The following is a 23,701-nucleotide window of genomic DNA, read 5'->3' on the forward strand; positions in this document are numbered from 1 at the left end:
GTTTGCACATGCAAATTGTACATGACTGAAAGATTGTGCGTTACTCAAAGAATAACGGTCACATCTTTAATTGTGATGAACTAAATCACTTAATATGAGTCAGTAAACAGAAGTTTATGATGTTTACTGACTCTCGTGATTTAAGGACAGGATATTTCACATCATCGATGGTTTGTCACTACGGTGTGATTGTCTGGAACTATCTCTGTTCAATTGATTAAAATAGGACTCGAATGCGTTCACTTCATCCCTCATTACTACGACATATCTTCCTGGCATTGTTGACACTCTCGTTGACGGCCTGCGGTTTTCATTTACGGGGAGATTATGATGTTCCGGAAGCTTTAGATAAACTATCTGTGAGCAGTTACGACCAATACAGTCAGTTTACCCGAATTGTTAAAAACCGGTTGAGACTGAATGAGATTGAGATCGTTGAACCGGCTAAAGACATTCCTAATTTATATCTAGTCAGCGAAACGATCTCATCAAGGACATTGTCTATTTATCAAAACACGATCGCAGCGGAAAAAGAACTGACACTCAATGCGACTTTCCGAGTCACAGTTCCCGACGTCGGAACCAAAACATTCACCACGACGGTCAGCCGAAGTTATCTGGACAACCCGTTAACAGCGTTGGCGAAGTCGATGGAAAGTGCCATGCTCGTCGATGAGATGCGTCAACTTGCTTCATCTCAGATTATTCGTCTCATGGCTCGTTTAAAACCAGATCTGACTTTATCTGAGCGTTCACGGCAACGCAACACGTCTGAACAGGGTGATAACAATAGCCATGTGTCAACCACTGAGGTTTCAACGGATCAGCACACGATAAACCAATAGAGTCTGACTGAGATTTTGATGCGTATATTTGCAGAAAAATTGCCGGAACATCTTCAACATCAGTTGATGCCTGTTTATCTCCTATTTGGAAATGAACCATTATTATTGCAAGAGTCCCGGCTCACGATTGCCCAGAAAGCCAAAGCGCAAGGTTTTACTGAAATCTATCGCTATCAGGCGGACAGTACACTGGACTGGCACCAAGTTTTTGACCATTTTCAGGCATTTAGTTTGTTTTCAAGCCAACAATTGGTCGAGCTAACGCTCCCTGACGGTAATATGAACGCACAGCTAAGCGGGCAGTTACTTGCGCTGGGAGAGATGTTGCATCCGGATACGATTCTGGTCGTGATCGGCAATAAACTCACCAAAGCGCAGGAAAATACCAAATGGTTTAAAGCCTTAGCTACACAAGGCTGTTTGGTAAACTGCCTGACACCGGATCTCAACCGTCTGCCACAATTTGTTATGCAGCGTTGCCGGAAGCTGAAACTAGTTCCCGACCCTGAAGCCTTACAGATGTTGGCACAATGGCATGAGGGAAACCTGCTGGCGCTTGCCCAGAGTCTGGAAAAGCTAGCGCTGCTCTATCCTGATGGTCAACTGACACTGATCCGAGTCGAAGCGTCGCTGTCCCGGCATAATCATTTTACTGTCTACAACTGGACGGATGCTTTGCTGGATGGAAAATCCAACCGTTGCCAGCGCATTTTACGTCAGCTAGAAGCCGAAGGCACTGAACCCGTATTACTGCTACGTTCAGTGCAGAAAGAATTGCGGTTGCTGACCACCCTTCATGCACAGCAGCAAGACGCATCGCTCCATGCACTGATGGATAAACATCGAATCTGGAAAAATAAGCGATCACTGTATGTAAATGCGTTAAACCGCCTCAGTGCAGACAAACTATACAGGCTAATCCAAACCTTAAGTCATATTGAACTCTCGGTAAAAACTCGCTATGACATCAATCCATGGCCGTTGTTTCAAGCGTTCAGCCTACAATTTACCCAAGCCGGGTTGACGCCCGCTTTGCCTGATTAAAAGCATGATATACTTTAAGTAGGTTTGAAAAACTTAAAACAGGTTCGAAAAACTTGAGTAATTCAAATCTGCTGATAAAAATGAGTCGTTTAAAAGTAGAGACAAAGTTAGAGGAAATTTCATTGCAACACGAAGAACTGAAAAATTTTTTAGTTGATAAAGCAGATGATATGAAAGCCGAAAATATCACAGCACTTCATGTAACCGGAAAATCAAGTGTCACAGACTATATGGTGATCTGCACCGGAACATCAAAACGTCACGTGTCATCCATTGCCAATCATGTCGCCAGCGAAGCCAAAAAATTAGGCATGTCCCCCCTAGGGATTGAAGGTGACTCAGAGGGAGAATGGGTCGTTCTGGATATGGGAACATCGATGTTGCACGTCATGCAAGAAGAACAGAGATCGCTCTATCAGCTTGAAAAACTCTGGAGCTAAAATGTGAAGATTCAGCTAGTTGCTGTGGGCACAAAAATGCCCCAATGGGTTGAACAGGGATTCAATGAATATCAACGTCGCTTCCCGCATGATATGCCTTTAGAGCTTGTTGAGATCCCTGCGGGAAAGCGTGGTAAAAACGCAGATATCCCCAGAATACTCGATAAGGAAGGGGAAGCAATGCTCGCTGCAATTCCGAAAGGACATCGGATTGTCACACTCGATATTCCGGGAAAACGCTGGGATACCCATCAGTTGGCACAACAGATGGAAAGCTGGAAATTAGATGGCCGCAATGTCTCAATCTTAATTGGTGGGCCCGAAGGGTTATCACCAGCCTGCAAACAAGCTGCAGAACAAAGCTGGTCTTTATCACCTCTCACGCTCCCCCATCCTTTAGTCCGTATTGTGATGGCTGAAAGTTTATATCGTGCCTGGAGCGTCACAACCAACCATCCTTATCATCGAGAATAATAAGAGATGCTTCGCAAACGCAGTCAGATCCGAGACTACAAGTCAGAAGACAATCTGTTTCGAAACAGGGCTATTCTTTCGTTTTTAGCAATTATCATTCTGGTTGGTGTGTTAATCGCAAACCTGTATACCCTTCAGGTCGTGCAATTTCAGGATTACAGAACCCGCTCTAACGATAACCGGATTAAAATTGTCCCAATCGCGCCGAACCGCGGACTGATCTATGATCGTAATGGTGTCTTACTGGCAGAAAATCGCCCTATCTTCGATTTGGAAATTACACCGGAACAAGTCGATGATATGAATGAGACCATTCAGCGATTAAGACAAATTGTTGATATCTCACCAGAACAAGTCGCTTCTTTCCGTAAAGAATTACGCCAGACCCGACGCTTCAACTCCGTGCCGATTCTGACCCAACTGACACCGGAAGAAGTCGCCAAATTTTCGGTCAATCAATACAAATACCCCGGGGTTGCTGTCACTGCACGTCTGAAACGTTACTACCCTTTCGGTAAAATGCTAACCCACGTGATCGGCTATGTCTCCCGGATCAATGACCGTGATATTGAACGACTCAAACGAGAAGCCAAAGAGGCAAACTATCAGGCAACCCGCGATATCGGTAAGTTAGGTATCGAACGCTATTATGAAGATATTCTACACGGGATGCCGGGTTATCAGGAGGTTGAAGTCAACAGCCGCGGACGCGTCATTCGTACCCTCAAATATGTGCCCCCGGTGCCGGGTAAAGATCTGGTTCTGAATATAGATATCAACCTGCAGCGTTACGTTTATCATTTACTTGATGGCAAAAGAGGCTCTGCTGTCGTCCTCGACCCCAAAGATAACGGTGTCCTGGCGATGGTTTCCAGCCCTAGTTATGACCCCAATTCTTTTGTCCACGGTATCACCGGTAAAGATTACCGGGCACTGCTGAGTGATAAAGACCATCCGCTGGTCAATCGTGCTACATTGGGGATCTATCCGCCGGCATCCACTGTCAAACCGTTAATTGCCGTCTCAGCACTACAAGAAGGCGTCATCACCCCAAACACTACCCGTAATGATCCGGGCTACTGGCGAATTCCCAATTCAAAAACCAAACCTTTCCGGGACTGGCTAAGATGGGGACATGGTAAAGTCAACATCACAAAAGCACTGGAAGAGTCTGTGGATACGTTCTTCTATCAAGTTGCTTATGATATGGGCATTGATCGACTGTCTCACTGGATGAAAATGTTCGGTTACGGGGAATATACCGGGATTGATATCTTCGAAGAAAGTAAAGCCAATATGCCGACCAGAGAGTGGAAAATGGCTCGCCACCGCACGCCTTGGTATCAGGGAGACACCATTCCCGTTGGTATCGGTCAGGGCTATTGGACAGCGACTCCGATGCAAATCTCGAAAGCGATCTCTGTGTTAGTTCACCACGGTAAGGTTCTGGCTCCGCATTTTCTCCGGGCAACCATTGAAAACGGAGAGCCCTTTAGCAAACAGCAGATAGCAGAAGTTGAAACTTATCCGCCAATTACCGGGGTACCAGAGAAATACTGGGATATTGCAATCAATGGTATGTATCTGGTCAATCATGGCCCTCGGGGAACCGCACGTCATGCATTCAATAATCTCAAGTATAAAAGTGCCGGCAAGTCAGGGACAGCTCAGGTTTTCGGCCTCGCAGAAGGGGAAGAATATAATGCAGACGATCTTGCAGAACACCTGCGTGACCATGCATTATTCACTGGATTTGCACCCGTCGATAACCCGAAAGCCATTGTCACTATCGTATTGGAAAACGCGGGAGGCGGCTCCAGTCATGGAGCCCCCGTGGTGCGAAAGATATTTGATCACATTATTCTAGATGAAGACCAACAAGAGAAGAAAGACTAATGGAATTCGATCCATCTACAGGCCAAAGCCGGGCATTCTTTGAACGTTTGCACATTGATCTTCCTCTATTACTCGGTCTGCTGCTGGTAATGGGGTTTGGACTGGTGGTGATGTATAGCGCCAGTGGTCAAAATCTGGCAATGATGGAGCGCCAAGCGATGCGGATGGTCTTGGCACTGACTATCATGGTTGTTCTTGCCCAGTTATCACCCCGAAGTTATGAATCTTTGGCACCTTTCCTGTTTTTCTGCGGTGTCTTATTACTCTTCGGAGTTCTGCTCGCCGGAGAAGTGTCAAAAGGTGCGCAACGCTGGCTCGATATCGGTGTGATCCGTTTTCAGCCATCGGAACTGCTCAAATTAGCCGTTCCGCTAATGGTCGCCCGCTATATCGGTAAACATCCACTTCCCCCGTCACTCAAGACTCTCGGTGTTTCACTGATCATGGTCTTTGTGCCGACGATTCTCATCGCCAAGCAGCCCGATTTAGGAACATCGATTCTGATTGCAGCTTCCGGTATCTTTGTCATTTTCCTCGCAGGTATTAGCTGGCGTATCATTTTTGCAGCTCTCTTTGCCGCCGGGGCTTTTGTTCCGATTCTGTGGTTCTTTTTAATGCGTGAATACCAGAAAGTACGTGTGCGGACATTATTCAACCCGGAATCCGACCCGTTGGGAGCCGGCTATCACATCATCCAGAGTAAGATCGCCATTGGTTCAGGCGGCATTTTAGGCAAAGGCTGGTTACACGGCACCCAGTCACAGCTTGAGTTTTTACCGGAGCGCCATACCGATTTTATTTTTGCCGTGATTGCCGAAGAATGGGGACTGATTGGCATTGTTGCTTTGCTGTCCGTTTATCTGTTTATTATCGGTCGTGGCCTTTATCTGGCCAGTAATGCCCAAACCGCTTTCGGAAAAATGATGGCGGGCAGTATCGTACTCAGCTTTTTTGTCTATGTATTTGTCAATATTGGTATGGTGAGTGGAATTTTACCTGTTGTTGGCGTTCCGCTGCCATTAATCAGTTATGGTGGGACATCCATGGTTACCCTCATGGCAGGCTTTGGCATTCTGATGTCAATTCATACTCACCGAAAAGCATTTTCAAAGGCAATCTGATGAGCATTCGACTGCTTCTTTATTATAGCGCAATCCTTTTATTCATGGCTGGCTGTAGCTCTTCCGGCCGTTATGATATCCGTGATGATGTGGCACCCAAACAACCCATCTCCGTCGATAATATCGAGGATGCCCATCCAAAGTACGAACCCTATAGTCTTGGCGGAAACAAAGACTATACCGTTCGAGGAAAGAAATACCATATCATCAAGAATCCAAAGGGATTCAAAGAACAAGGGCTTGCCTCATGGTATGGCAAAAAATTTCATGGTCATCAAACCTCCAATGGTGAGATTTATGACATGTACTCCATGACCGCAGCCCATAAAACGTTACCGATTCCCAGTTATGTCAGAGTCACAAACACGGATAATGGTAAAACGGCGATAGTTCGCGTCAATGATCGCGGCCCCTTCCACAGTGGGAGAATTATCGACTTAAGCTATGCTGCGGCATACAAGCTTGGCGTGATCCGAACGGGCACAGCCCCAGTCAAAATAGAGGTACTCACTTATGACCGCCCAACCGTGACGGCGGCGGCTCCCCCGAAAAAACACCAATCTGACTACGTCATTCAAGTTTCTTCTTCAACACATTTGGAAAGAACCCGAACTTTATCGCAAGATTTGAGTCAGAAGTTATCTGTGACCAGTTATATCGATAGCCTAAACGGTAGTCATCGGATTTTCCTTGGACCATTTCATGACTACACCCAGACCCAACAGACTCTGGAACAGGTGAAACAACTGGGCTACAGCACCGCCTTTATCAGGAAACACCGGCTGACACAATAAAAACCGGAAAATCTGGCCGAATCGCCCTTTGGGTCTGGCTTGAGAAAATGAGTTTCTGTTAAGATATACATAACTAATTGTAAAATTCTGCATTTATCATGAACAAAAAAATATTTTTGAAGTCGATTTCTACTCCTTTTATTGCCTTAGCGGCGATATTTACATTCACTGCTTCAGCCTCTCCGATAGTGGTTCCGGATGCACCTCAAATTGCAGCCCGAGGCTATGTTCTGATGGATTATCATTCAGGTAAAGTCCTTGCAGAAAAAGAGATGAACACCAAACTGCCTCCAGCCAGTTTGACTAAAATGATGACCAGTTATGTCATCGGCCAAGAACTAGCCCGTGGCAATATCTCCCCGGACGACGATGTCGTTATCAGTAAAAACGCCTGGGCAAAAAACTTTCCGGATTCATCCAAAATGTTCATTGAAGTCGGAACGACCGTGAAAGTGAAAGACTTGAACCGCGGTATCATCATTCAATCCGGCAATGATGCCTGTGTTGCGATGGCTGAGCATGTCGCAGGATCCGAAGATGCATTTGTCGATTTGATGAATGCCTGGGCCAACACTATCGGAATGAAGAATACCCATTTTGAGAACGTGCACGGGCTGGACCACGGCAATCACTATTCAACCCCTTATGATATGGCGATTTTGGCACAAGCATTGATTCGCGATGTGCCGAACGAATATAAACTCTATTCTGAAAAGAAATTCACCTATAACGGCATTACCCAATATAACCGCAACGGCCTGCTCTGGGATAAGAGCATGAACGTTGATGGTATCAAGACCGGCCACACCAGCCATGCTGGTTACAGCCTCGTTAGCTCAGCGACAGAAGGCAACATGCGTTTGATTGCTGTGGTGATGGGAACAAAAAGTACGAATGCACGGAAATCAGAAAGTAAAAAACTGCTCAGCTACGGTTTCCGCTTCTTTGAAACGGTAGCACCGCATAAAACCGGGGAAACATTTATTAACGAACGCATCTGGATGGGTAACAAAGACACCGTTGCATTAGGTGTTGATAAAGATACTTATGTCACGTTACCAAGAGGGCAAGCGAAAAACCTGAAAGCCAGCTTCGTCTTAGAGAAAGAGCTGGAAGCACCGATCAAAAAAGGTGACGTCGTCGGTAAACTGTATTATCAGCTAGAAGGTAAAGATGTTGCCCAATATCCGTTAATCGCACTGGAAGATGTCCAAAAAGGTGGTATTTTCAGTCGTCTGTGGGATTACATCATCTTGTTATTTAAAGGATTATTCTAATCCGGACCATAATGTGATGTAGCATTCACTCTCAATAAAAAAGCCTGATTTAATATCAGGCTTTTTTATTTTGGCGGACTTTTTTATTTTGATACAATCCGCATCTCGTTCTATCGAGCAATTCACCCAAGGCTATATACTGGTTGTCGATTGCTCATCCCGCTCGGACAACCGTTTTGGCCAGAGTAATGACTCACGACGCAAAACTCTTTCGATATCTTTAAGCTGCGCAGGTTTGGGCAGTACATCATCCATCCCACAGATTTTGTACTGCTCAATATCTTCTTCACTGGCATTGGCCGTATAAGCAACGATATAAGGCTGTTTCATCTCAGTCTGACGACGGATTTCACGTGTTGCTTCCATCCCGTTCATCTTGCTCATGTAAATATCCATTAAAATCACATCATAATTGCTGTTTTGTACCGCCTTCAGCACTTGAGTGCCGTCTTCGACGGTATAAACCCGGTGACCTAACTTTTCCAACATAAATCGTGCTAATGACTGATTGAGGGAACTGTCATCGACCACCAAAATATTCAGCGGGGTACAATGCCGGAGCGATTGGCCGCTTTTATCTGACTGACCACCGACCTGCCCGACCACCTGATAGGGGATATCAAACCAAAATGTCGCACCGAGTCCGGGCATACTTTCAACCTGAATATCTCCCCCCATCATTTCAACAAATCTCTTACAAATCGAGAGTCCTAACCCCGTCCCGCCCATATGAGAACCAATTTGCATAAAAGGCTGGAACAGACGTTTCAGGTGCTCTTGCTCAATACCTATGCCTGAATCCCTGATTTTAAACACAAGGCGAGGATCACTGTCACTATTGCTGAGCACAAAACTCACACTGAGATGAATCTCACCGTGGTAAGTAAACTTGGCTGCATTGCCTAACAAATTAATCAAAATCTGTTGTAGTTTTTTGGGGTCGCTACGGATGTACTGGGGAACCAAATCACCAATCTCGTAACTCAGTTGAATCTCCGGAGATTTCAGTTGTGGCCGAATTAAATCAATGACGGTCGATATGAGTGGACGGAGCTCAAAGTTGTCAGGCTCAAAGGTAATTTTATCCGCCTCGATTTTCGACAGATCAAGGATATCATTCACTATCGCCAGTAATGAACTCCCGCCAGACTCAATAATGTTGAGAAACTCTTGCTGCTTGGCATCCAGACGAGAGTGGCTCAGAAGTTCGGTTGCACCGAGAATACCATTCAACGGTGTCCGGATTTCATGACTCATGACCGCAACAAACTTACTTTTAGCCCGATTGGCAGACTCGGCTGTTTTTCTGGCTGCTTGTAGTGCAGCGGTGCTGCGGCGTAACTGCATCAAGTTATGGCGAATATACGTTAAATAAACGCCCACCAAAATACTGAAATTAATGAAGAGAAAAATAGAAAATCCAGCCAATCGAAGCCGGGTCTCACCTTCCTCTTCTTTCTGGTGTGCGTAATACTCCCTCATCGACATCTCAGCCGCGGCAACATAGCGTGAGCCATCAGCAGAACGCATCGGGACAAAAACAGCACGAAAATCGCCCCAATGGTCATCATAATCTGCCCAGATAATACGATTTTCATGTAATGCGGTCAGTAATTGGTGACTGGCATCAGGATAGGGATCGAAAAAACGGACATAGGTATTATTTTTCAACTCATCTTCAGACGCGCTGGATGAAACAAGAACCGCCTGCCCACCTCGCTCAATCACCGTATAGATATAAGTCAGATCCATCTTTCTGCTATATTCGGTCAATCGCTCGATGGCATGCCAATCTTCCGCTTCGGTTTTAGAGTACTTATCGACCAATCCATCATGGTAATGCTCTCCCAGAACCGCAGAAGCAACCAAAGCACCATGATAGAGTCGATTATTCAGATCATCTTCGATCGACTGCTTCGCTTGTACATAAAGATATGCGACAAAAGAAATACAAGAAATCACATACACACAACTGAACAGGACAAATTTCCATGTTTCTTTAATACGCAACCCTTTACGATGAGCGTTTTTAGCAATCTGCTGCATTATTTCTTAACCTACTAAACTCACGACAAAAACAATGTCATCTCTATCAGAATAACCCCAAGATGCAGTTTCAGCATATACCAATCAGTTGCATAAACGATACGCTCAATATAAAACTTACCGCGGTCAATCACCCTCATCTGCATAGCATTTCACTAACATATTAATCTTTATACATTTATTTTTTCTCCAGAACCACTCCCTTCGTTTATACAACATCCCGGCAAATTCAAAATAAGAATATCAACTTACTTTATATAACTAAAATCATTCAATAAACCGCAAAAGTTTGCGAGAAACCACACAAATGCACACAATTTGTGCATAAAAGTGTATCTTGAGATCCGTGTCATTAATCAGTATTATTCCCCCCCTATCTATCGACCTCAGCCGGAGTTGCACTTATGTTAACAATAAACTCAGATGCTAAACTGAAAGACTTGCTTGAATTTCCTTGTTCATTTACCTACAAGGTTATGGGCCATGCAAAACCGGAGTTACCAGAACTAGTTCTTGAGGTCATACAGCGTCATGCTCCCGGAGATTACAGCCCGACCGTCAAGCCAAGCGCAAAAGGAAACTATCATTCAGTTTCCGTTAATATCACCGCAACATCGATCGAACAGGTCGAGACACTCTACAAAGAATTAGGTGAGATCGATATTGTGCGCATGGTTCTGTAAGCGGGATCGATAACCGGATACACATCCGCGAAACTCTATTATTTTTTGAAAGATTCAATTTTTTTTGAAAAAATAACACAGGTAATCTTTCCTTATCAATCAAATCGTTAGAATGGCTCATCTAAAGATGCGGCCATTTTTTTATCATCATTGAGTAGTTCCATTGCTCGAAGCAGTTTATAATCCAAATACTTTATTTATCGCGGATGAGTCATACTATGGAGAACCAACTCGTTATCAAACGACTCGGTCAACAGGACTATCAGCCTATCTGGCAAGCGATGCACGATTTTACCGACCAGCGAACAGATGAAACCTGTGATGAAGTCTGGCTGGTTGAACATCATCCTGTTTTTACTCAGGGTCAAGCCGGAAAAGCAGAACATATTCTCAACCCGGGAGATATCCCCGTCGTCCAGAGTGATCGCGGCGGGCAAGTCACCTATCATGGTCCCGGGCAACTGGTTGTTTATTTTCTACTCGATTTAAAACGTAAGAAACTTGGCGTCAGAGAACTCGTCACACACATTGAAAATATTGTCATCGAAACACTGAATACATTTCATATTCAGTCACGGGCCAGAGCAGATGCGCCCGGTGTGTATGTCGGGAATAAAAAGATCTGTTCTCTGGGACTACGAATTCGCAGAGGCTGCTCTTTTCATGGGCTGGCTCTGAATGTCAATATGGATTTATCACCATTTTTAAGAATCAACCCTTGTGGCTACCAAGGTATGGAGATGGTTCAGGTCAGTGAACTCGGTGGTCCGTCCGACATGCAAACCGTCGAAGAACAACTCATCACAACGCTTGTAACAACACTGGGTTACGAGCATATAGAATTCAGAACAGAAGCAATATCATGAGCAAACCAATTCAAATGGAAAAAGGCGTCAAATATCGCGACGCTGATAAAATGGCACTGATTCCGGTCAAAAACATGCCGACCGAACAGAAAGAGCAACTGCGTAAACCCGCGTGGATGAAGATTAAACTCCCAACAGATAGCCAGCGTATTCAGGATATTAAATCTGCTATGCGCAAGAATAATCTACATTCTGTCTGTGAAGAAGCGTCCTGCCCCAATCTGGCAGAATGCTTTAATCATGGCACCGCAACCTTTATGATTCTGGGGGCGATTTGTACGCGTCGCTGCCCTTTCTGCGATGTCGCACATGGGCGTCCTTTAACACCGGATGCGCAAGAGCCTCATAAACTCGCGCAGACCATCCGGGATATGAAACTCAGATATGTTGTGATCACATCGGTTGACCGAGATGACTTACGTGATGGCGGTGCCCAACATTTTGTGGACTGTAACCGAGAAATCCGGACGCTCAACCCTGATATCCGTATCGAAACGCTGGTGCCTGATTTTCGAGGCCGGATGGATACCGCACTGGATATCCTGCAAGATAACCCGCCTGATGTATTCAATCACAATCTGGAAACCGCACCGCGCTTGTACCGGAAAGTCAGACCCGGCGCAAACTACAAATGGTCTCTTGAATTATTACAAAAATTCAAACAGCAACACCCGGACATCCCAACCAAATCAGGCCTGATGATGGGACTGGGTGAAACTAAAGAAGAGATTGTCGAAGTGCTTAAAGATCTGCGTGCACATGGTGTAACTATGCTGACTCTGGGGCAATACCTGGCACCAAGCCGCCATCACTTACCCGTTGAACGGTATGTGCCACCGGAAGAGTTTGATGAGCTGAAAGAGATTGCGCTTGAACTCGGCTTTACGCATGCTGCGTGTGGTCCATTTGTTCGTTCATCCTATCATGCCGATCTGCAAGCCAAAGGTGTTGAAGTAAAATAATCCCGATTGCCGGTGCATTGCATCGGCCTGATTACTCTCCCTGCGGCACGCTCTCTCACATCAATGCTTTGGATTCGCTCAGAAATAACCTTCATTGCAAATGTGAAACGATTGCCATAATTTGAGCTGTAATATTGAATCTATGATTGTTGTTCTATAGTCTAGAGAGCAACTTGAATTCACTGTGATGTAAGGATATATATGATGAAAACAGCCACGATCTGGGGCATTATCGGACTCTCGGTCACACTCGCAGGTTGTGCTTCAAATACCAAAGAAGACAACTACCGTGAAGCGTCTTTTGAGCTTTGTAATACCGACGTGCAAGTCTACTCACTGGATAATGCAGGACGAGTCCGCATCGTTTGTGCCGACGGCTCTAAATTTGCCCTCAAATCAGAAAGCACACTCGAAGTGATGCGTGGGATCAACATTGATTACTGTGACGGCGAAGGGTTAGGCAAATTTACTGAAAGTGAAAACTACTACTTATTCAAATGTAAATCAGGTACAACACTGAGCATTTCTAAAGATTAATCCCGCATTGAGATAATATTCTCAATCGCTGATTACCCTTTCACAGACACTTTTGAATCTCTTGTTTCGTTGTGAATACGCTTTATTTCAAAATAATAAACCCGCTTTCAGCGGGTTTATTTTTATCACCAAATGAGCGGTCACTTATGCGTAAACTGGGAGACGCTTACAAATTTCGAGAACTTTTGCTTTCGTCGCATCAATCACACTTGGATCATTGATGTTGTCCAACACATCACACATCCAGTTTGCCAACTCTTTCGCGTCATCAGCGGTAAAACCACGTCGAGTGATTGCCGGTGTGCCGACACGAATACCTGAAGTCACAAACGGACTCCGTGGGTCATTTGGTACTGAGTTCTTATTGACGGTAATATTCGCTGCACCGAGTGCCGCATCCGCTTCTTTACCGGTGATATCTTTGTCGATCAGATCAACCAGGAACAAGTGGTTTTCGGTACTATTCGAGACGATTTTATAGCCACGCGCCTGAAACTGAGCAACCATCGCTTTGGCATTTTGCACAACGCGAGCCTGATATGCTTTAAATTCAGGCTCCATCGCTTCTTTAAACGCAACCGCTTTTGCCGCAATCACATGCATCAGAGGGCCACCCTGACCACCGGGGAATACAGCAGAGTTCAGTTTTTTGTACATCTCTTCACCAGCGTTCGACAGAATCAAACCACCACGAGGGCCAGCCAGTGTTTTATGTGTTGTGGTAGTAACAACGTGAGCATGCGGAACAGGCGTTGGATAAACGCCGGCAGCAATCAGACCTGCCACATGTGCCATATCGACAAAGAGGTAAGCACCGACTTTATCAGCAATCTCACGCATCCGAGCCCAATCCACAACCTGTGAATAGGCAGAGAATCCACCGATAATCATTTTCGGCTTATGTTCAACAGCCAGCGATTCCATTTCGTCATAGTTAATCTGACCAGTTTCATCAATCCCATAAGGGATCACATGATAGTGTTTACCTGAGAAGTTAACCGGAGAACCATGCGTTAAGTGACCACCGTGAGCCAGACTCATCCCTAAAACCGTATCGCCGGGATTCAATAATGCCATGTACACGGCACTGTTCGCCTGAGAACCTGAGTGAGGCTGAACGTTTGCATATTCACAGTTAAACAGTTCACATGCGCGTTCAATCGCTAATGTTTCAACTTTATCGACATACTCGCAACCACCATAATAGCGCTTGCCAGGATAGCCTTCTGCATACTTATTGGTCAGCTGAGAACCTTGAGCTTCCATGACGCGTGGGCTGGTGTAATTTTCTGAAGCAATAAGTTCAATGTGTTCTTCCTGACGAAGAGTTTCTTCTTGAATGGCTGCGAAAAGATCCGCATCATAATCAGCGATATTCATATCACGCTTAAGCATCTGTATCTCCTGACTCAGATTGACTGGAAAGTTTAATAAAACTACATTCTGACTTAACGCAAACGTTTTCGTCACTTAATTTGGCGCGTATTCTACCTAAATTGATTTATGTCATAAAGCCCAAATATACAAATTATCATGCAGTTTTTTCATGATACCGAAAAGTCACACCACGATAGCAATCATGAGTGTCAACTTTCAGGTTTACATGATGTAAAGTACCAAAGACATAGGTTTACCTGAATTTATCGTTTCTAGCTACCGAAAACGTCACCTTTTCTTTAGTATTCTCCGCAAATTATCCCAATACTTTTTGACTATCGATGGAAAAGCACACATTTCAGGAAGATATCATTGCCATCATTACCGGCAGCTTTTTGGTTGCACAGGGAATTATGTTTCTGCAAGCGGCCCATGCTATTACCGGCGGGACGGCAGGATTAGCACTATTACTCAATCAGTTCACCCCCTACTCCTTTGGGGTGCTGTATCTGCTATGTAATGCCCCTTTTTATTTGCTCGCTTGGAAACGCTTTGGCCGCCGATTCGCGCTGAACAGTCTGATTTCCGGACTACTGGTCTCTCTGTTTACCGATCTATTTTCACACCTAATTCAGTTGACACATGTCAATGCTATTTACTGTGCGATCACGGGAGGGCTTTTCATGGGGCTGGGGATGTTGATCCTTTTCCGCCACCGTTCAAGCTTAGGCGGGTTCAACGTTTTGTGCTTATTTATTCAGGATAAATTAGGGATTTCTGTAGGTAAGACACAATTATGTATTGATGCGTCAATTGTCTGTGCATCGTTATTTTACCTCTCCCCAACGACGATTGCTGTTTCAGTGCTCAGCGCAGCCGTACTCAACGTGGTACTTGCGATGAACCATAAACCATCCCGATATTCTGTCACTTACGGTTCATTATAAACGATGGTGATTATAAACAATAAAGTACAGAGGATTTTGTCTTACATAACCTGGTGTTGAATAAGAAATAGCACATTTGTCCAAAAAGACATCATTCAGTCATAAATTATTAGAAAAGGCTTTACAGGCCGTATAGGTTTGCTATGATGCGCCCCGCACCGAAGAGATGAATCGGGAATATCTCTTCACTATAAAGTGCACACCCTGGAGGGGTTCCCGAGTGGCCAAAGGGAGCAGACTGTAAATCTGCCGGCTCCGCCTTCGATGGTTCGAATCCGTCCCCCTCCACCATATTCAACATGGTTGAATTATTTGATTCAATGAAATGGTTTGATAAAATAATTCAGGCATGACAAAACACTCCGGAGGGGTTCCCGAGTGGCCAAAGGGAGCAGACTGTAAATCTGCCGGCACTGCCTTCGATGGTTCGAATCCGTCCCCCTCCACCATATAGAAAAGCCAGCGTATCGCTGGCTTTTTTCTTATCTGTCATCCGTCAACAACGGACCATAACCATTCTGTTCCACACCATAGTCATCAATCCAACAAAATAATACGAGTTTCGTAAGGCCTTAACCGTTGGTATTTCTCTACATGTTGCATATTTAGACCGGTATAATTTCCCAACAGATAGCGTGCCGGACGACGGATAATATCGGGAGATAACTCACAGTATTGCAACAGGCCGGAAAAGTTACTCAGACAAATCAGCGATTGCCGTTCTGATTGTCTGATATATCCCCAAATCGCTTTATCATCCGGATACAGATCCCGGTAATCTCCGGAAGTAATCACGTCCAGTTCTTTTCTCAACCGGATCAGTTGTTGATAGAAATAAAAAATTGATTCAGGCTCCCGAAGTGCAGCAGCGACATTAATTTCAGTATAATTTTCTGCCACATCAATCCACGGCCTTACCCGGCTGAATCCAGCATACAATTCATGATTCCATTGCATCGGGGTACGAGCGTTATCTCTGGATTTCTGAGCCAGAATGTCCAGCATTTCCTCTTCCGCCATTCCCTGTTGATGAACCAGAATGTCATACATATTCAGACTTTCGATATCCCGGTATTGTTCGATCGAACCATATCCCGCATTCGTCATCCCTATTTCTTCACCCTGATAGATATAAGGTGTTCCCTGCATCATATGTAGTGTTGCTGCCAGCATTTTTGCTGATTCGATCCGATATTGAGACTCATGACCGAAACGGCTGACAACCCGAGGCTGGTCGTGATTACACCAGAACAAAGCTCCCCATCCCGAGTCATGTAAGCCCGTTTGCCAATGATTGAAAATCTTTTTCAGTTCAATAAAGTCATACGGTGCATTGACCCACTTTTCATGATTGGGATAATCCACTTTCAAATGATGAAAATTGAAGACCATTGAGAGTTCTTTTCCATCCAGTGCCGAGTATCGACGACAGTGTTCAACAGTCGTCGAAGACATTTCTCCGACCGTAACACAGCCATATTTCTGAAACACAGCTGTACTGATCTCCTGAAGAAACTCATGAACTTTCGGACCATCGGTGTAATAACGTTTCCCATCCCCCTCATCATCATCCGGAAAATTCTGGTGTTTCGAGATCAGGTTAATGACATCCAGCCGGAAACCATCCACACCTTTTTCAGCCCAGAATGAGATTATCTTCTTCACTTCTTCACGAACGTGTGGATTTTCCCAGTTTAAGTCAGCCTGCTCTTTCGCAAACAAGTGCAGATAATATTCACCTGTATTTAAATCCGGCTCCCAGGCACTCCCGCCAAATTTTGACTGCCAGTTATTTGGTACTCCCCCCTCTTTGGCGGGGCGCCAGATATAGTAGTCCCGATAAGGACTGGACAAATTACCCAACGCATCCTGAAACCAAGGGTGTGCTGTCGAGGTATGGTTCACGACAATATCCATCATCACTCTGATATGACGCCGATGGGCTTCTGCCAGTAAGCGCTCAAAATCACTTAATGTGCCAAATTCAGGATGGATATCATAATAATCACAAATATCATAACCATTATCGACCATTGGAGAGGGATAAACCGGAGTCAGCCAAATCACCTCAATCCCCAACTCTGCCAGATAATCCAGCTTTGAGATCACACCTTGTAGATCACCAGTCCCGGTACCACTCGTGTCACAAAAACTTTTGGGATAAATCTGATATACCGTCGCGGTCTTCCACCATTCATCAGTTGATACCCGTTGAATCATCATCAATACTCACTTACCTAAAAATAAAGAAAACAAAATAGTCATAAACTTCACCCCTGAAACCGATTATGCATCCGCCACTTCAACTGCATTTTTCGCCTGAGCACGTTTATACAAAAATAAGGTCAATAGCGTGGGAACAGCAATCGCAACCAACATCGCCAGTAAAAAAGTGCCCCAGAACTGCGGTTGAATTGAAAGAATTCCCGGTAAGCCACCGACACCAATACCATTGGCCATCACACCAGACACACCACAAATACCAGCCGCCAGCGAACTGCCAATCATGGCGCACAGCATCGGGAACTTATACTTCAGGTTAATCCCATACATTGCCGGTTCCGTCACGCCAAGATAAGCAGATATCGCCGCCGGAACTGAGATATCCCGTTCACCATGTTTTTTACTAATCAGGATGATCCCGACAACGGCTGAAGCTTGAGCAATATTAGATAAAGCAATGAGTGGCCAGATAGGCGTTCCGCCCATTTGCTGCATCAACTGTAAGTCCACAGCATTGGTTGTATGATGAATACCAGTAATCACCAACGGGGCATATAAGAAGCCAAACACCATCGCCCCGAGAACCGCAAATGAACCGGTCATCGCTGATTTAGCAATATAAGCAACGCCATTCCCCAGTTCCCGCCCAAAGGGACCAATCACCGCATGCGCCAGAATCACTGCGAGAATAATCGATACAAACGGCACAACAACCAGATACAGATAGTCCGGTACAATGCGCTTCAGACGTGTTTCAATCAGTGCCAGAACCATTCCGGCCAACATAGCCGGAATCACCTGAGCCTGATAACCAACCTTCTCAATCGTAAATAGACCGAAATCCCAGACCTCTGGTAACTGTTTTCCGATCAGATAAGCATTCATCAGTTGTGGAGAAACCAAGGTGATCCCGAGTGTAATGCCGAGAATCGGCGTTCCTCCGAGTTTTTTCACGGTTGACCAACACACACCAACCGGCAGGAAAAAGAAGATGGCTTCGCCAATCAGCCACAAAAATGAGTGAACCGTTGCCCAGAACTGGCTCATTTGAGTCAGGGTCTGACCATCAAACATTTTGATATCGCCAATCACATTTCTGAAACCAAGAATCAGGCCACCGGTAATAATGGCTGGCAACAGAGGAACAAAAATTTCAGCTAAATGGGAAATACCCCGTTCCAACACATTCATATTCTGCCGTGCAGCAATTTTCGTCTCTTCTTTGGATTCCTCTTTTAAACCTGCCATGTCAACAAGCAGGTGATAAACCTGATCGACTTCCGTACCAATAACGACCTGAAACTGGCCGGCATTGGTAAAGCATCCCTTCACTATCGACAGTGTTTCCAGTGCTTTACCATCAGCTCTATCTGTATATTTCAGGACAAAACGGAGACGGGTCAGACAGTGCGTCACACTGGCAATATTGTCTGCTCCACCGATGTGAGCGATGAGTTTCTTGATGTCATCTGTTGGTATGTCGCGAGCCATATTGACCTCTCATACTTTGCATACAGCGTATGTCCGATTGTTATCGTAATTCGTCATAGCCATGGGAACATTCCCACAACACAAAACAATCATGACATAGCTGAAACCAAAATAAATGGGAACAGTCCCATAGCATGAAAAAGATCACACCGGAGAAAAATATCAGTAGGAATGATGAGAAGTAGATCTCACTTGGTGAGATGTGGTGACAGCACTAAATGTCGGATAGTTTTCCGACCTTCGATATGCTCGATTAAGAGCTCGGCAGCCTGCTGGCCTGCGGCTTCATATCCCGGATCAACACTGTAAATATTTGGAAACAGAAAAGAAAGCAGCTCACTCCGGCCGACACTGGTCACGACGATATCTTCCCGGGACAGTTCTTGAAGGCGTTTCATCACCCCCATAGCAATAGAATCACTGGCACAGACAATCGCCTGTAATGATTCATGCATCACCCGGTCGACCAACGTATAAGCACTGTCAAAGCTCAGTTGCCCAGTTTGATAATTCGGTGCCATACCGGATTGTTTACACCACTGAAAATATGCATCCAAACGTTGCTGACCCGTGGTTTTATCTGCCGGATCCACCCCAATGAAGGCGATATCTGATAACGACTGTCGACTCAAATAATCCAAACAGGAAAAAATCATCTGGCGGTTATCATAATTGATGGTCGAGATCTGCTCCGATTCCATGGCAAACACAACCGACTTATATTGCCATGCTTGCAAAACCGATAAATCCAGACCTGAGAAACCAAAAACAATCACGCCATCAACATGGCGCTTAGCCAAGACAGAGAGATGTTCTGCGGTTTTCTCATGACTGAACTGGCTTTCCATGATCACAACATCAAAACCACGCTGATATAAAACAGGCAGAATCTGACTCACAACCCGGCTTTCAGAAGAGGACTCCAGTCTCGAAATAATAATACCAACGACTTTCTGGCTCCCGCCTCGCATTGATTGAGCAGACTTTGACGGTGAATAGCCTGAATTTTCAATAACTTTTAATACTTTAGCCCGAGTTTCCGGGCTCACTCTTTCATCCTGAGTCAACACCCGGGACACTGTCGATTTTCCGACCCCGGCCAGTCTGGCAACATCAAGAATAGTTAACTTCTTATGATTCATGAATAATTCAGTTCACTCCGGCCGGAAGTGGTAATACGATGAGCATATCAGCGTACCGCCAAATAAGCCGGAACATCTTTGATACTCGCAAGCACCACATCGGCAAGTGATTCACCGGCTTCAATCACCGGTTTTCCGGTACGAACCAGAATTGAAGTGCCAACCCCCGCGGCCTGAGCTGCAACCAAATCTGAAGGTTTATCACCAACCATCACCGAATTGGCCATATCGATGTTGAGAAAATCACGCGCAGAAATAAACATACCGGGCTGAGGTTTTCGGCAGTCGCAGTCCTGTTTATATTTATCGTGACCATGCTCAGGATGATGCGGACAATAATAGATCCCATCCAACTCAACTCCGTGATCAATGAAGTTCCAGTCCATCCACTGAGTCAGGCTCAAAAAGCGATCTTCGGTAAACAAACCTCGGGCGATACCTGCCTGATTCGTGACCACGACTAAAAGATACCCCATATCTTTCAAGCGTTTTGTCGCTTCAAAAACCCCATCAATGAAGTGAAAATCATGCTCATCATGAACATAACCACTATCAATATTGATCACACCATCGCGATCCAGAAACACTGCTGGTTTAGCCAAAGCTTTACCCCATCCGACTGATTAATGTCGGCTATTATACTCAAACTGACTGTCGGAGATACACCCAAATCCCCTTTGTATCTCGTTACAGATTTTTAATTGCTTTTTCTCAACAAATCGCCACAATATTAACTTTAGACGTCTAGACGTCGAAAGTGATTGACTTCATTATCATGAAGCCATAGCATCCACTACCAAATCGCAGGTGTTGTTCGGGTCGAATACAATTTCATCTATCAACACACCATACCTCAGCATACAATTCGTCATCTGAGGTGGAATTCAATGAATAAGCTAAGTACTCCTAGTCAGGGTTTCTAATGATTGAAATAAATCACGTCAATAAAATGTTTGGTCAAGGCGACAATCAAATACTCGCCCTGAAAGACATTAATCTCCATATCCGGCAAGGGACGATCTTTGGTGTGATCGGTTCTTCCGGTGCAGGGAAAAGTACGCTGATACGCTGTGTCAATATGCTGGAGTCTCCCACCAGCGGTGAAGTGATTGTTGACGGTGTTGATCTGACCAAATTGAGCGCAGCTCAGTTGTGTCAGGCCAGACGCAATATCGGCATGATATTCCAGCATTTTAATCTGCTATCATCCCGAACTGTATTTGACAATATTGCTTTACCGCTGGAACTTGCAGGTCAGAATCAGCAGTATATCCATAATAAAGTGAATGAATTGCTGACACTTGTCGGCCTTACCGACAAAAAACAGGCGTATCCATCTAACCTCAGTGGCGGACAAAAGCAACGCGTTGCTATCGCACGCGCATTGGCGAGTGATCCTAAAGTACTGTTATGTGATGAAGCCACCAGTGCACTGGATCCGGCGACGACCCAATCGATTTTACAACTACTCAAACAGATTAACCGCCAGTTAGATATTACGATTTTGCTGATTACCCATGAAATGGATGTCGTTAAAAGTATCTGTCACGAAGTCGCCATCATCGGTGACGGTGAGTTGGTTGAAAAAGGTAGTATCAGCGATATTTTTGCCCATCCGAAAACAGAGCTCGCTCACCAGTTTATTCGCTCGACACTGGATTTATCGATTCCGGAAGATTATGAAAGTCGTCTCCATCCGCAACGCGTGCCGGGCAGTTATCCGCTCGTTCGGATGGAGTTTACCGGCGCCACGGTTGATGCCCCATTGGTTTCACATATCTCACGGGATTTTAATATAGATGTGAATATTCTCAGTTCGGATCTCGATTATGCCGGTGGTGTCAAATTTGGCATGTTGGTCGCAGAACTCCTCGGAGAAGATGCCAACGATCAGGCAGCGATTGAATATCTCCGTTCACAGCATGTAAAAGTAGAGGTCCTTGGGTATGTCAATTAACCTCATCGTTGACTGGATCAGTCAAAACAATCATCTGATTTTGAATGCCACCTGGCAAACGGTCTACATGGTTGCAATCTCCGGTCTGGTCGGCTTTCTCGTCGGTATTCCGCTCGGTGTTATTCTGCATATCACAAAACCGAAAGGGTTGCTGGAAAACCGACGTCTTAACCGTATATTAGGTGCAGTGGTCAACATTGGCCGTTCGGTGCCATTCTTGGTCTTGATGGTCGCGATTATCCCGTTAACCAAACTCTTGATCGGCACGTTTATCGGCACAACAGCGGCAATCGTCCCATTGACTATCGGTGCAATTCCGTTTGTGGCCCGACTGATTGAAGGGGCGCTGCTGGAAGTCCCTGCCGGTCTCGTTGAAGCTGCCCAAGCGATGGGAGCGAAACCGCTGCAAATCATCACCAAAGTTCTGTTGCCGGAAGCGATGCCAACCATTCTCAATTCCGTCACCATTACGCTGGTGACACTGGTCAGTTACTCGGCAATGGCCGGAACTGTCGGCGGCGGTGGTCTCGGCGATGTGGCGATTCGTTATGGTTTCTACCGTTATGACATTACTGTGATGGCTGTGACTGTTATCATGCTCATTGTTCTCGTTCAGATTATTCAGTCAATTGGCGATGCCGTCGTACGCCGAGTTGACCATAGATAGTTGACTACAGACAGGATAGTTAACTACAGGTACACAATAAAAACATCGATGATTGATGATCATCACTCAGGATTAGCCAAGGAGAAGTTTATGAAATTAAGTCTAAAGGGGTTACTAACCATTGCTACGGCAGCTTCAGCACTCGTGCTGGCTGGCTGTGGTGACAAAACCGCCGATAATAACAAAATCAAAGTGGGTGTGATCGCCGGTGCGGAGGCACAGGTTGCCGAAGTCGCTAAAAAAGTGGCAAAAGATAAATATAATCTTGATGTTGATCTGGTCACATTCACCGATTACGTCACGCCCAATGCAGCGCTTGATGACGGTTCTGTGGATGTAAACGCATTCCAGCACAAACCATATCTGGACCAGCAAATTGCAGATCGTGGTTACAAATTAAAGATTGCCGGCAATACGTTTGTTTATCCGATTGCAGGATATTCCAAAAAAATCAAATCAGTTGATGCGCTGAAAGATGGTGATCGGATTGCCGTGCCAAATGATCCGACTAACCTCGGCCGCTCACTGATCCTCCTTCAGCAGCAAGGTCTGATTACCTTACGTGATGGTGTTGGTCTGAAAGCGACCGTGCAAGATATTGTGAAAAATCCAAAGCAGTTAGAAATCCTTGAATTAGATGCGGCACAACTGCCTCGTTCACTGGATGATGTTTCCATTGCGATTATCAATACAACTTTCGCCAGCCAACTGCACCTTTCTCCGGAAAAAGATGGTCTTTTTGTCGAAGACAAAGAATCACCGTACGTCAACCTGATCGTTGCGCGTGAAAATAACGTCAATGATGAAAACGTGCAAAACTTTGTCAAAGCTTATCAGACTGATGAAGTTTATAACGCAGCAATGAAAATCTTCAATGACGGTGTTGTAAAAGGCTGGTAAAACCAAATTTTA

General features: G+C 45.1%; 22 protein-coding genes and 2 tRNA genes. 18 read left to right on the plus strand and 6 right to left on the minus strand.

Features of this window, described 5'->3' with window-relative positions; genetic code table 11:
* Nucleotides 1-233 precede the first annotated feature (233 nt).
* The 8 genes from AC55NX_RS02975 (at nt 234) to AC55NX_RS03010 (ending at nt 7,891) form a co-directional block, all read left to right on the plus strand.
* On the plus strand, nt 234-845 hold the full coding sequence (locus AC55NX_RS02975; protein WP_496994388.1) for an LPS-assembly lipoprotein LptE: 612 nt from the start codon (nt 234-236) through the stop codon (nt 843-845).
* Between the two features lie 18 nt (nt 846-863).
* On the plus strand, nt 864-1,889 hold the full coding sequence (gene holA / locus AC55NX_RS02980) for a DNA polymerase III subunit delta (protein WP_496994389.1): 1,026 nt from the start codon (nt 864-866) through the stop codon (nt 1,887-1,889).
* A gap of 122 nt (nt 1,890-2,011) precedes the next feature.
* Nucleotides 2,012-2,329 carry a ribosome silencing factor gene (gene rsfS, locus AC55NX_RS02985; RefSeq protein WP_496994390.1) on the plus strand — a complete coding sequence of 106 codons (318 nt, stop codon included), beginning with the start codon at nt 2,012-2,014 and terminating at the stop codon, nt 2,327-2,329.
* 3 nt (nt 2,330-2,332) lie between these two features.
* Nucleotides 2,333-2,803, plus strand: coding sequence for a 23S rRNA (pseudouridine(1915)-N(3))-methyltransferase RlmH (gene rlmH, locus AC55NX_RS02990; protein ID WP_496994391.1), 471 nt, complete (start codon nt 2,333-2,335; stop codon nt 2,801-2,803).
* Between the two features lie 6 nt (nt 2,804-2,809).
* On the plus strand, nt 2,810-4,699 hold the full coding sequence (mrdA, locus tag AC55NX_RS02995; protein WP_496994392.1) for a penicillin-binding protein 2: 1,890 nt from the start codon (nt 2,810-2,812) through the stop codon (nt 4,697-4,699).
* Nucleotides 4,699-5,820 carry a rod shape-determining protein RodA gene (gene rodA, locus AC55NX_RS03000; RefSeq protein WP_496994393.1) on the plus strand — a complete coding sequence of 374 codons (1,122 nt, stop codon included), beginning with the start codon at nt 4,699-4,701 and terminating at the stop codon, nt 5,818-5,820. The genes mrdA and rodA overlap by 1 nt, the downstream gene beginning before the upstream one ends.
* Nucleotides 5,820-6,614 (plus strand): septal ring lytic transglycosylase RlpA family protein, encoded by a 795-nt coding sequence (locus AC55NX_RS03005; RefSeq protein WP_496994394.1) that lies wholly within the window; start codon nt 5,820-5,822, stop codon nt 6,612-6,614. Before rodA ends, AC55NX_RS03005 begins: the two co-directional genes overlap by 1 nt.
* Before the next feature lie 98 nt (nt 6,615-6,712).
* Entirely contained in the window at nt 6,713-7,891 is a 1,179-nt protein-coding gene (locus AC55NX_RS03010; RefSeq protein ID WP_496994395.1) for a serine hydrolase, read from the plus strand.
* 132 nt (nt 7,892-8,023) lie between these two features.
* Here the strand turns inward: AC55NX_RS03010 and AC55NX_RS03015 are convergent, their stop codons facing one another.
* Nucleotides 8,024-9,937, minus strand: coding sequence for an ATP-binding protein (locus AC55NX_RS03015; protein WP_496994396.1), 1,914 nt, complete (start codon nt 9,935-9,937; stop codon nt 8,024-8,026).
* Nucleotides 9,938-10,341: 404 nt separating this feature from the next.
* On the opposite strand from AC55NX_RS03015, the gene ybeD reads away from it, so the two are divergent.
* The 4 genes from ybeD to AC55NX_RS03035 all read left to right on the plus strand — a co-directional run bounded on the left by ybeD (nt 10,342) and on the right by AC55NX_RS03035 (nt 12,985).
* Nucleotides 10,342-10,620 (plus strand): DUF493 family protein YbeD, encoded by a 279-nt coding sequence (ybeD, locus tag AC55NX_RS03020; protein WP_077332741.1) that lies wholly within the window; start codon nt 10,342-10,344, stop codon nt 10,618-10,620.
* 218 nt (nt 10,621-10,838) lie between these two features.
* Nucleotides 10,839-11,486, plus strand: a complete 648-nt coding sequence (gene lipB, locus AC55NX_RS03025; RefSeq protein ID WP_496994397.1) for a lipoyl(octanoyl) transferase LipB — start codon at nt 10,839-10,841, stop codon at nt 11,484-11,486.
* Entirely contained in the window at nt 11,483-12,448 is a 966-nt protein-coding gene (gene lipA / locus AC55NX_RS03030; protein WP_059120260.1) for a lipoyl synthase, read from the plus strand. The genes lipB and lipA overlap by 4 nt, the downstream gene beginning before the upstream one ends.
* Before the next feature lie 204 nt (nt 12,449-12,652).
* On the plus strand, nt 12,653-12,985 hold the full coding sequence (locus AC55NX_RS03035; protein ID WP_496994458.1) for a hypothetical protein: 333 nt from the start codon (nt 12,653-12,655) through the stop codon (nt 12,983-12,985).
* A gap of 144 nt (nt 12,986-13,129) precedes the next feature.
* Here AC55NX_RS03035 and glyA read toward each other — a convergent pair whose 3' ends face one another.
* Complete coding sequence (gene glyA, locus AC55NX_RS03040) at nt 13,130-14,380, minus strand: serine hydroxymethyltransferase (RefSeq protein ID WP_059120258.1); 1,251 nt, start codon at nt 14,378-14,380, stop codon at nt 13,130-13,132.
* Between the two features lie 323 nt (nt 14,381-14,703).
* Here glyA and AC55NX_RS03045 point away from each other — a divergent pair, with 323 nt between their 5' ends.
* From AC55NX_RS03045 to AC55NX_RS03055, 3 genes are all read left to right on the plus strand, one after another.
* Nucleotides 14,704-15,309, plus strand: a complete 606-nt coding sequence (locus AC55NX_RS03045; RefSeq protein ID WP_496994398.1) for a YitT family protein — start codon at nt 14,704-14,706, stop codon at nt 15,307-15,309.
* 206 nt (nt 15,310-15,515) lie between these two features.
* A tRNA-Tyr gene (locus tag AC55NX_RS03050) sits at nt 15,516-15,600 on the plus strand.
* Between the two features lie 73 nt (nt 15,601-15,673).
* Nucleotides 15,674-15,758, plus strand: a tRNA-Tyr gene (locus AC55NX_RS03055).
* 88 nt (nt 15,759-15,846) lie between these two features.
* Here the strand turns inward: AC55NX_RS03055 and treC are convergent.
* The 4 genes from treC to gmhB form a co-directional block, all read right to left on the minus strand.
* Nucleotides 15,847-17,529, minus strand: coding sequence for an alpha,alpha-phosphotrehalase (gene treC, locus AC55NX_RS03060; protein ID WP_496994459.1), 1,683 nt, complete (start codon nt 17,527-17,529; stop codon nt 15,847-15,849).
* 66 nt (nt 17,530-17,595) lie between these two features.
* On the minus strand, nt 17,596-19,023 hold the full coding sequence (treB, locus tag AC55NX_RS03065; protein WP_496994399.1) for a PTS trehalose transporter subunit IIBC: 1,428 nt from the start codon (nt 19,021-19,023) through the stop codon (nt 17,596-17,598).
* 188 nt (nt 19,024-19,211) lie between these two features.
* Entirely contained in the window at nt 19,212-20,165 is a 954-nt protein-coding gene (gene treR, locus AC55NX_RS03070; protein ID WP_496994400.1) for a trehalose operon repressor TreR, read from the minus strand.
* Between the two features lie 47 nt (nt 20,166-20,212).
* Nucleotides 20,213-20,767: a D-glycero-beta-D-manno-heptose 1,7-bisphosphate 7-phosphatase gene (gmhB, locus tag AC55NX_RS03075; RefSeq protein ID WP_496994401.1), complete on the minus strand. Its 555-nt coding sequence runs from the start codon at nt 20,765-20,767 to the stop codon at nt 20,213-20,215.
* A 320-nt stretch (nt 20,768-21,087) separates the two neighbouring features.
* Here gmhB and metN point away from each other — a divergent pair, with 320 nt between their 5' ends.
* From metN to AC55NX_RS03090, 3 genes are all read left to right on the plus strand, one after another.
* Nucleotides 21,088-22,122, plus strand: coding sequence for a methionine ABC transporter ATP-binding protein MetN (gene metN / locus AC55NX_RS03080; protein WP_496994402.1), 1,035 nt, complete (start codon nt 21,088-21,090; stop codon nt 22,120-22,122).
* The gene (locus AC55NX_RS03085) at nt 22,112-22,789 is read left to right on the plus strand and encodes a methionine ABC transporter permease (protein ID WP_496994403.1); all 678 of its coding nucleotides are present in this window, start codon (nt 22,112-22,114) and stop codon (nt 22,787-22,789) included. Before metN ends, AC55NX_RS03085 begins: the two co-directional genes overlap by 11 nt.
* Nucleotides 22,790-22,879: 90 nt before the next feature.
* Complete coding sequence (locus AC55NX_RS03090) at nt 22,880-23,689, plus strand: MetQ/NlpA family lipoprotein (protein ID WP_496994404.1); 810 nt, start codon at nt 22,880-22,882, stop codon at nt 23,687-23,689.
* The last annotated feature ends 12 nt before the right edge of the window (nt 23,690-23,701 follow it).

It is taken from the genome of Vibrio rubrogenes, from assembly GCF_059641415.1.

Bases quoted from the DNA above. Each gene is read 5' to 3' on its own strand.
- AC55NX_RS02975 (WP_496994388.1), top strand. From the start codon at position 234: ATGCGTTCACTTCATCCCTCATTACTACGACATATCTTCCTGGCATTG.
- holA (WP_496994389.1), top strand. From the start codon at position 864: ATGCGTATATTTGCAGAAAAATTGCCGGAACATCTTCAACATCAGTTG.
- mrdA (WP_496994392.1), top strand. From the start codon at position 2,810: ATGCTTCGCAAACGCAGTCAGATCCGAGACTACAAGTCAGAAGACAAT.
- rodA (WP_496994393.1), top strand. From the start codon at position 4,699: ATGGAATTCGATCCATCTACAGGCCAAAGCCGGGCATTCTTTGAACGT.
- AC55NX_RS03005 (WP_496994394.1), top strand. From the start codon at position 5,820: ATGAGCATTCGACTGCTTCTTTATTATAGCGCAATCCTTTTATTCATG.
- AC55NX_RS03010 (WP_496994395.1), top strand. From the start codon at position 6,713: ATGAACAAAAAAATATTTTTGAAGTCGATTTCTACTCCTTTTATTGCC.
- AC55NX_RS03015 (WP_496994396.1), bottom strand. From the start codon at position 9,937: ATGCAGCAGATTGCTAAAAACGCTCATCGTAAAGGGTTGCGTATTAAA.
- ybeD (WP_077332741.1), top strand. From the start codon at position 10,342: ATGTTAACAATAAACTCAGATGCTAAACTGAAAGACTTGCTTGAATTT.
- lipB (WP_496994397.1), top strand. From the start codon at position 10,839: ATGGAGAACCAACTCGTTATCAAACGACTCGGTCAACAGGACTATCAG.
- lipA (WP_059120260.1), top strand. From the start codon at position 11,483: ATGAGCAAACCAATTCAAATGGAAAAAGGCGTCAAATATCGCGACGCT.
- AC55NX_RS03035 (WP_496994458.1), top strand. From the start codon at position 12,653: ATGAAAACAGCCACGATCTGGGGCATTATCGGACTCTCGGTCACACTC.
- glyA (WP_059120258.1), bottom strand. From the start codon at position 14,380: ATGCTTAAGCGTGATATGAATATCGCTGATTATGATGCGGATCTTTTC.
- AC55NX_RS03045 (WP_496994398.1), top strand. From the start codon at position 14,704: ATGGAAAAGCACACATTTCAGGAAGATATCATTGCCATCATTACCGGC.
- treC (WP_496994459.1), bottom strand. From the start codon at position 17,529: ATGATTCAACGGGTATCAACTGATGAATGGTGGAAGACCGCGACGGTA.
- treB (WP_496994399.1), bottom strand. From the start codon at position 19,023: ATGGCTCGCGACATACCAACAGATGACATCAAGAAACTCATCGCTCAC.
- treR (WP_496994400.1), bottom strand. From the start codon at position 20,165: ATGAATCATAAGAAGTTAACTATTCTTGATGTTGCCAGACTGGCCGGG.
- metN (WP_496994402.1), top strand. From the start codon at position 21,088: ATGATTGAAATAAATCACGTCAATAAAATGTTTGGTCAAGGCGACAAT.
- AC55NX_RS03085 (WP_496994403.1), top strand. From the start codon at position 22,112: ATGTCAATTAACCTCATCGTTGACTGGATCAGTCAAAACAATCATCTG.
- AC55NX_RS03090 (WP_496994404.1), top strand. From the start codon at position 22,880: ATGAAATTAAGTCTAAAGGGGTTACTAACCATTGCTACGGCAGCTTCA.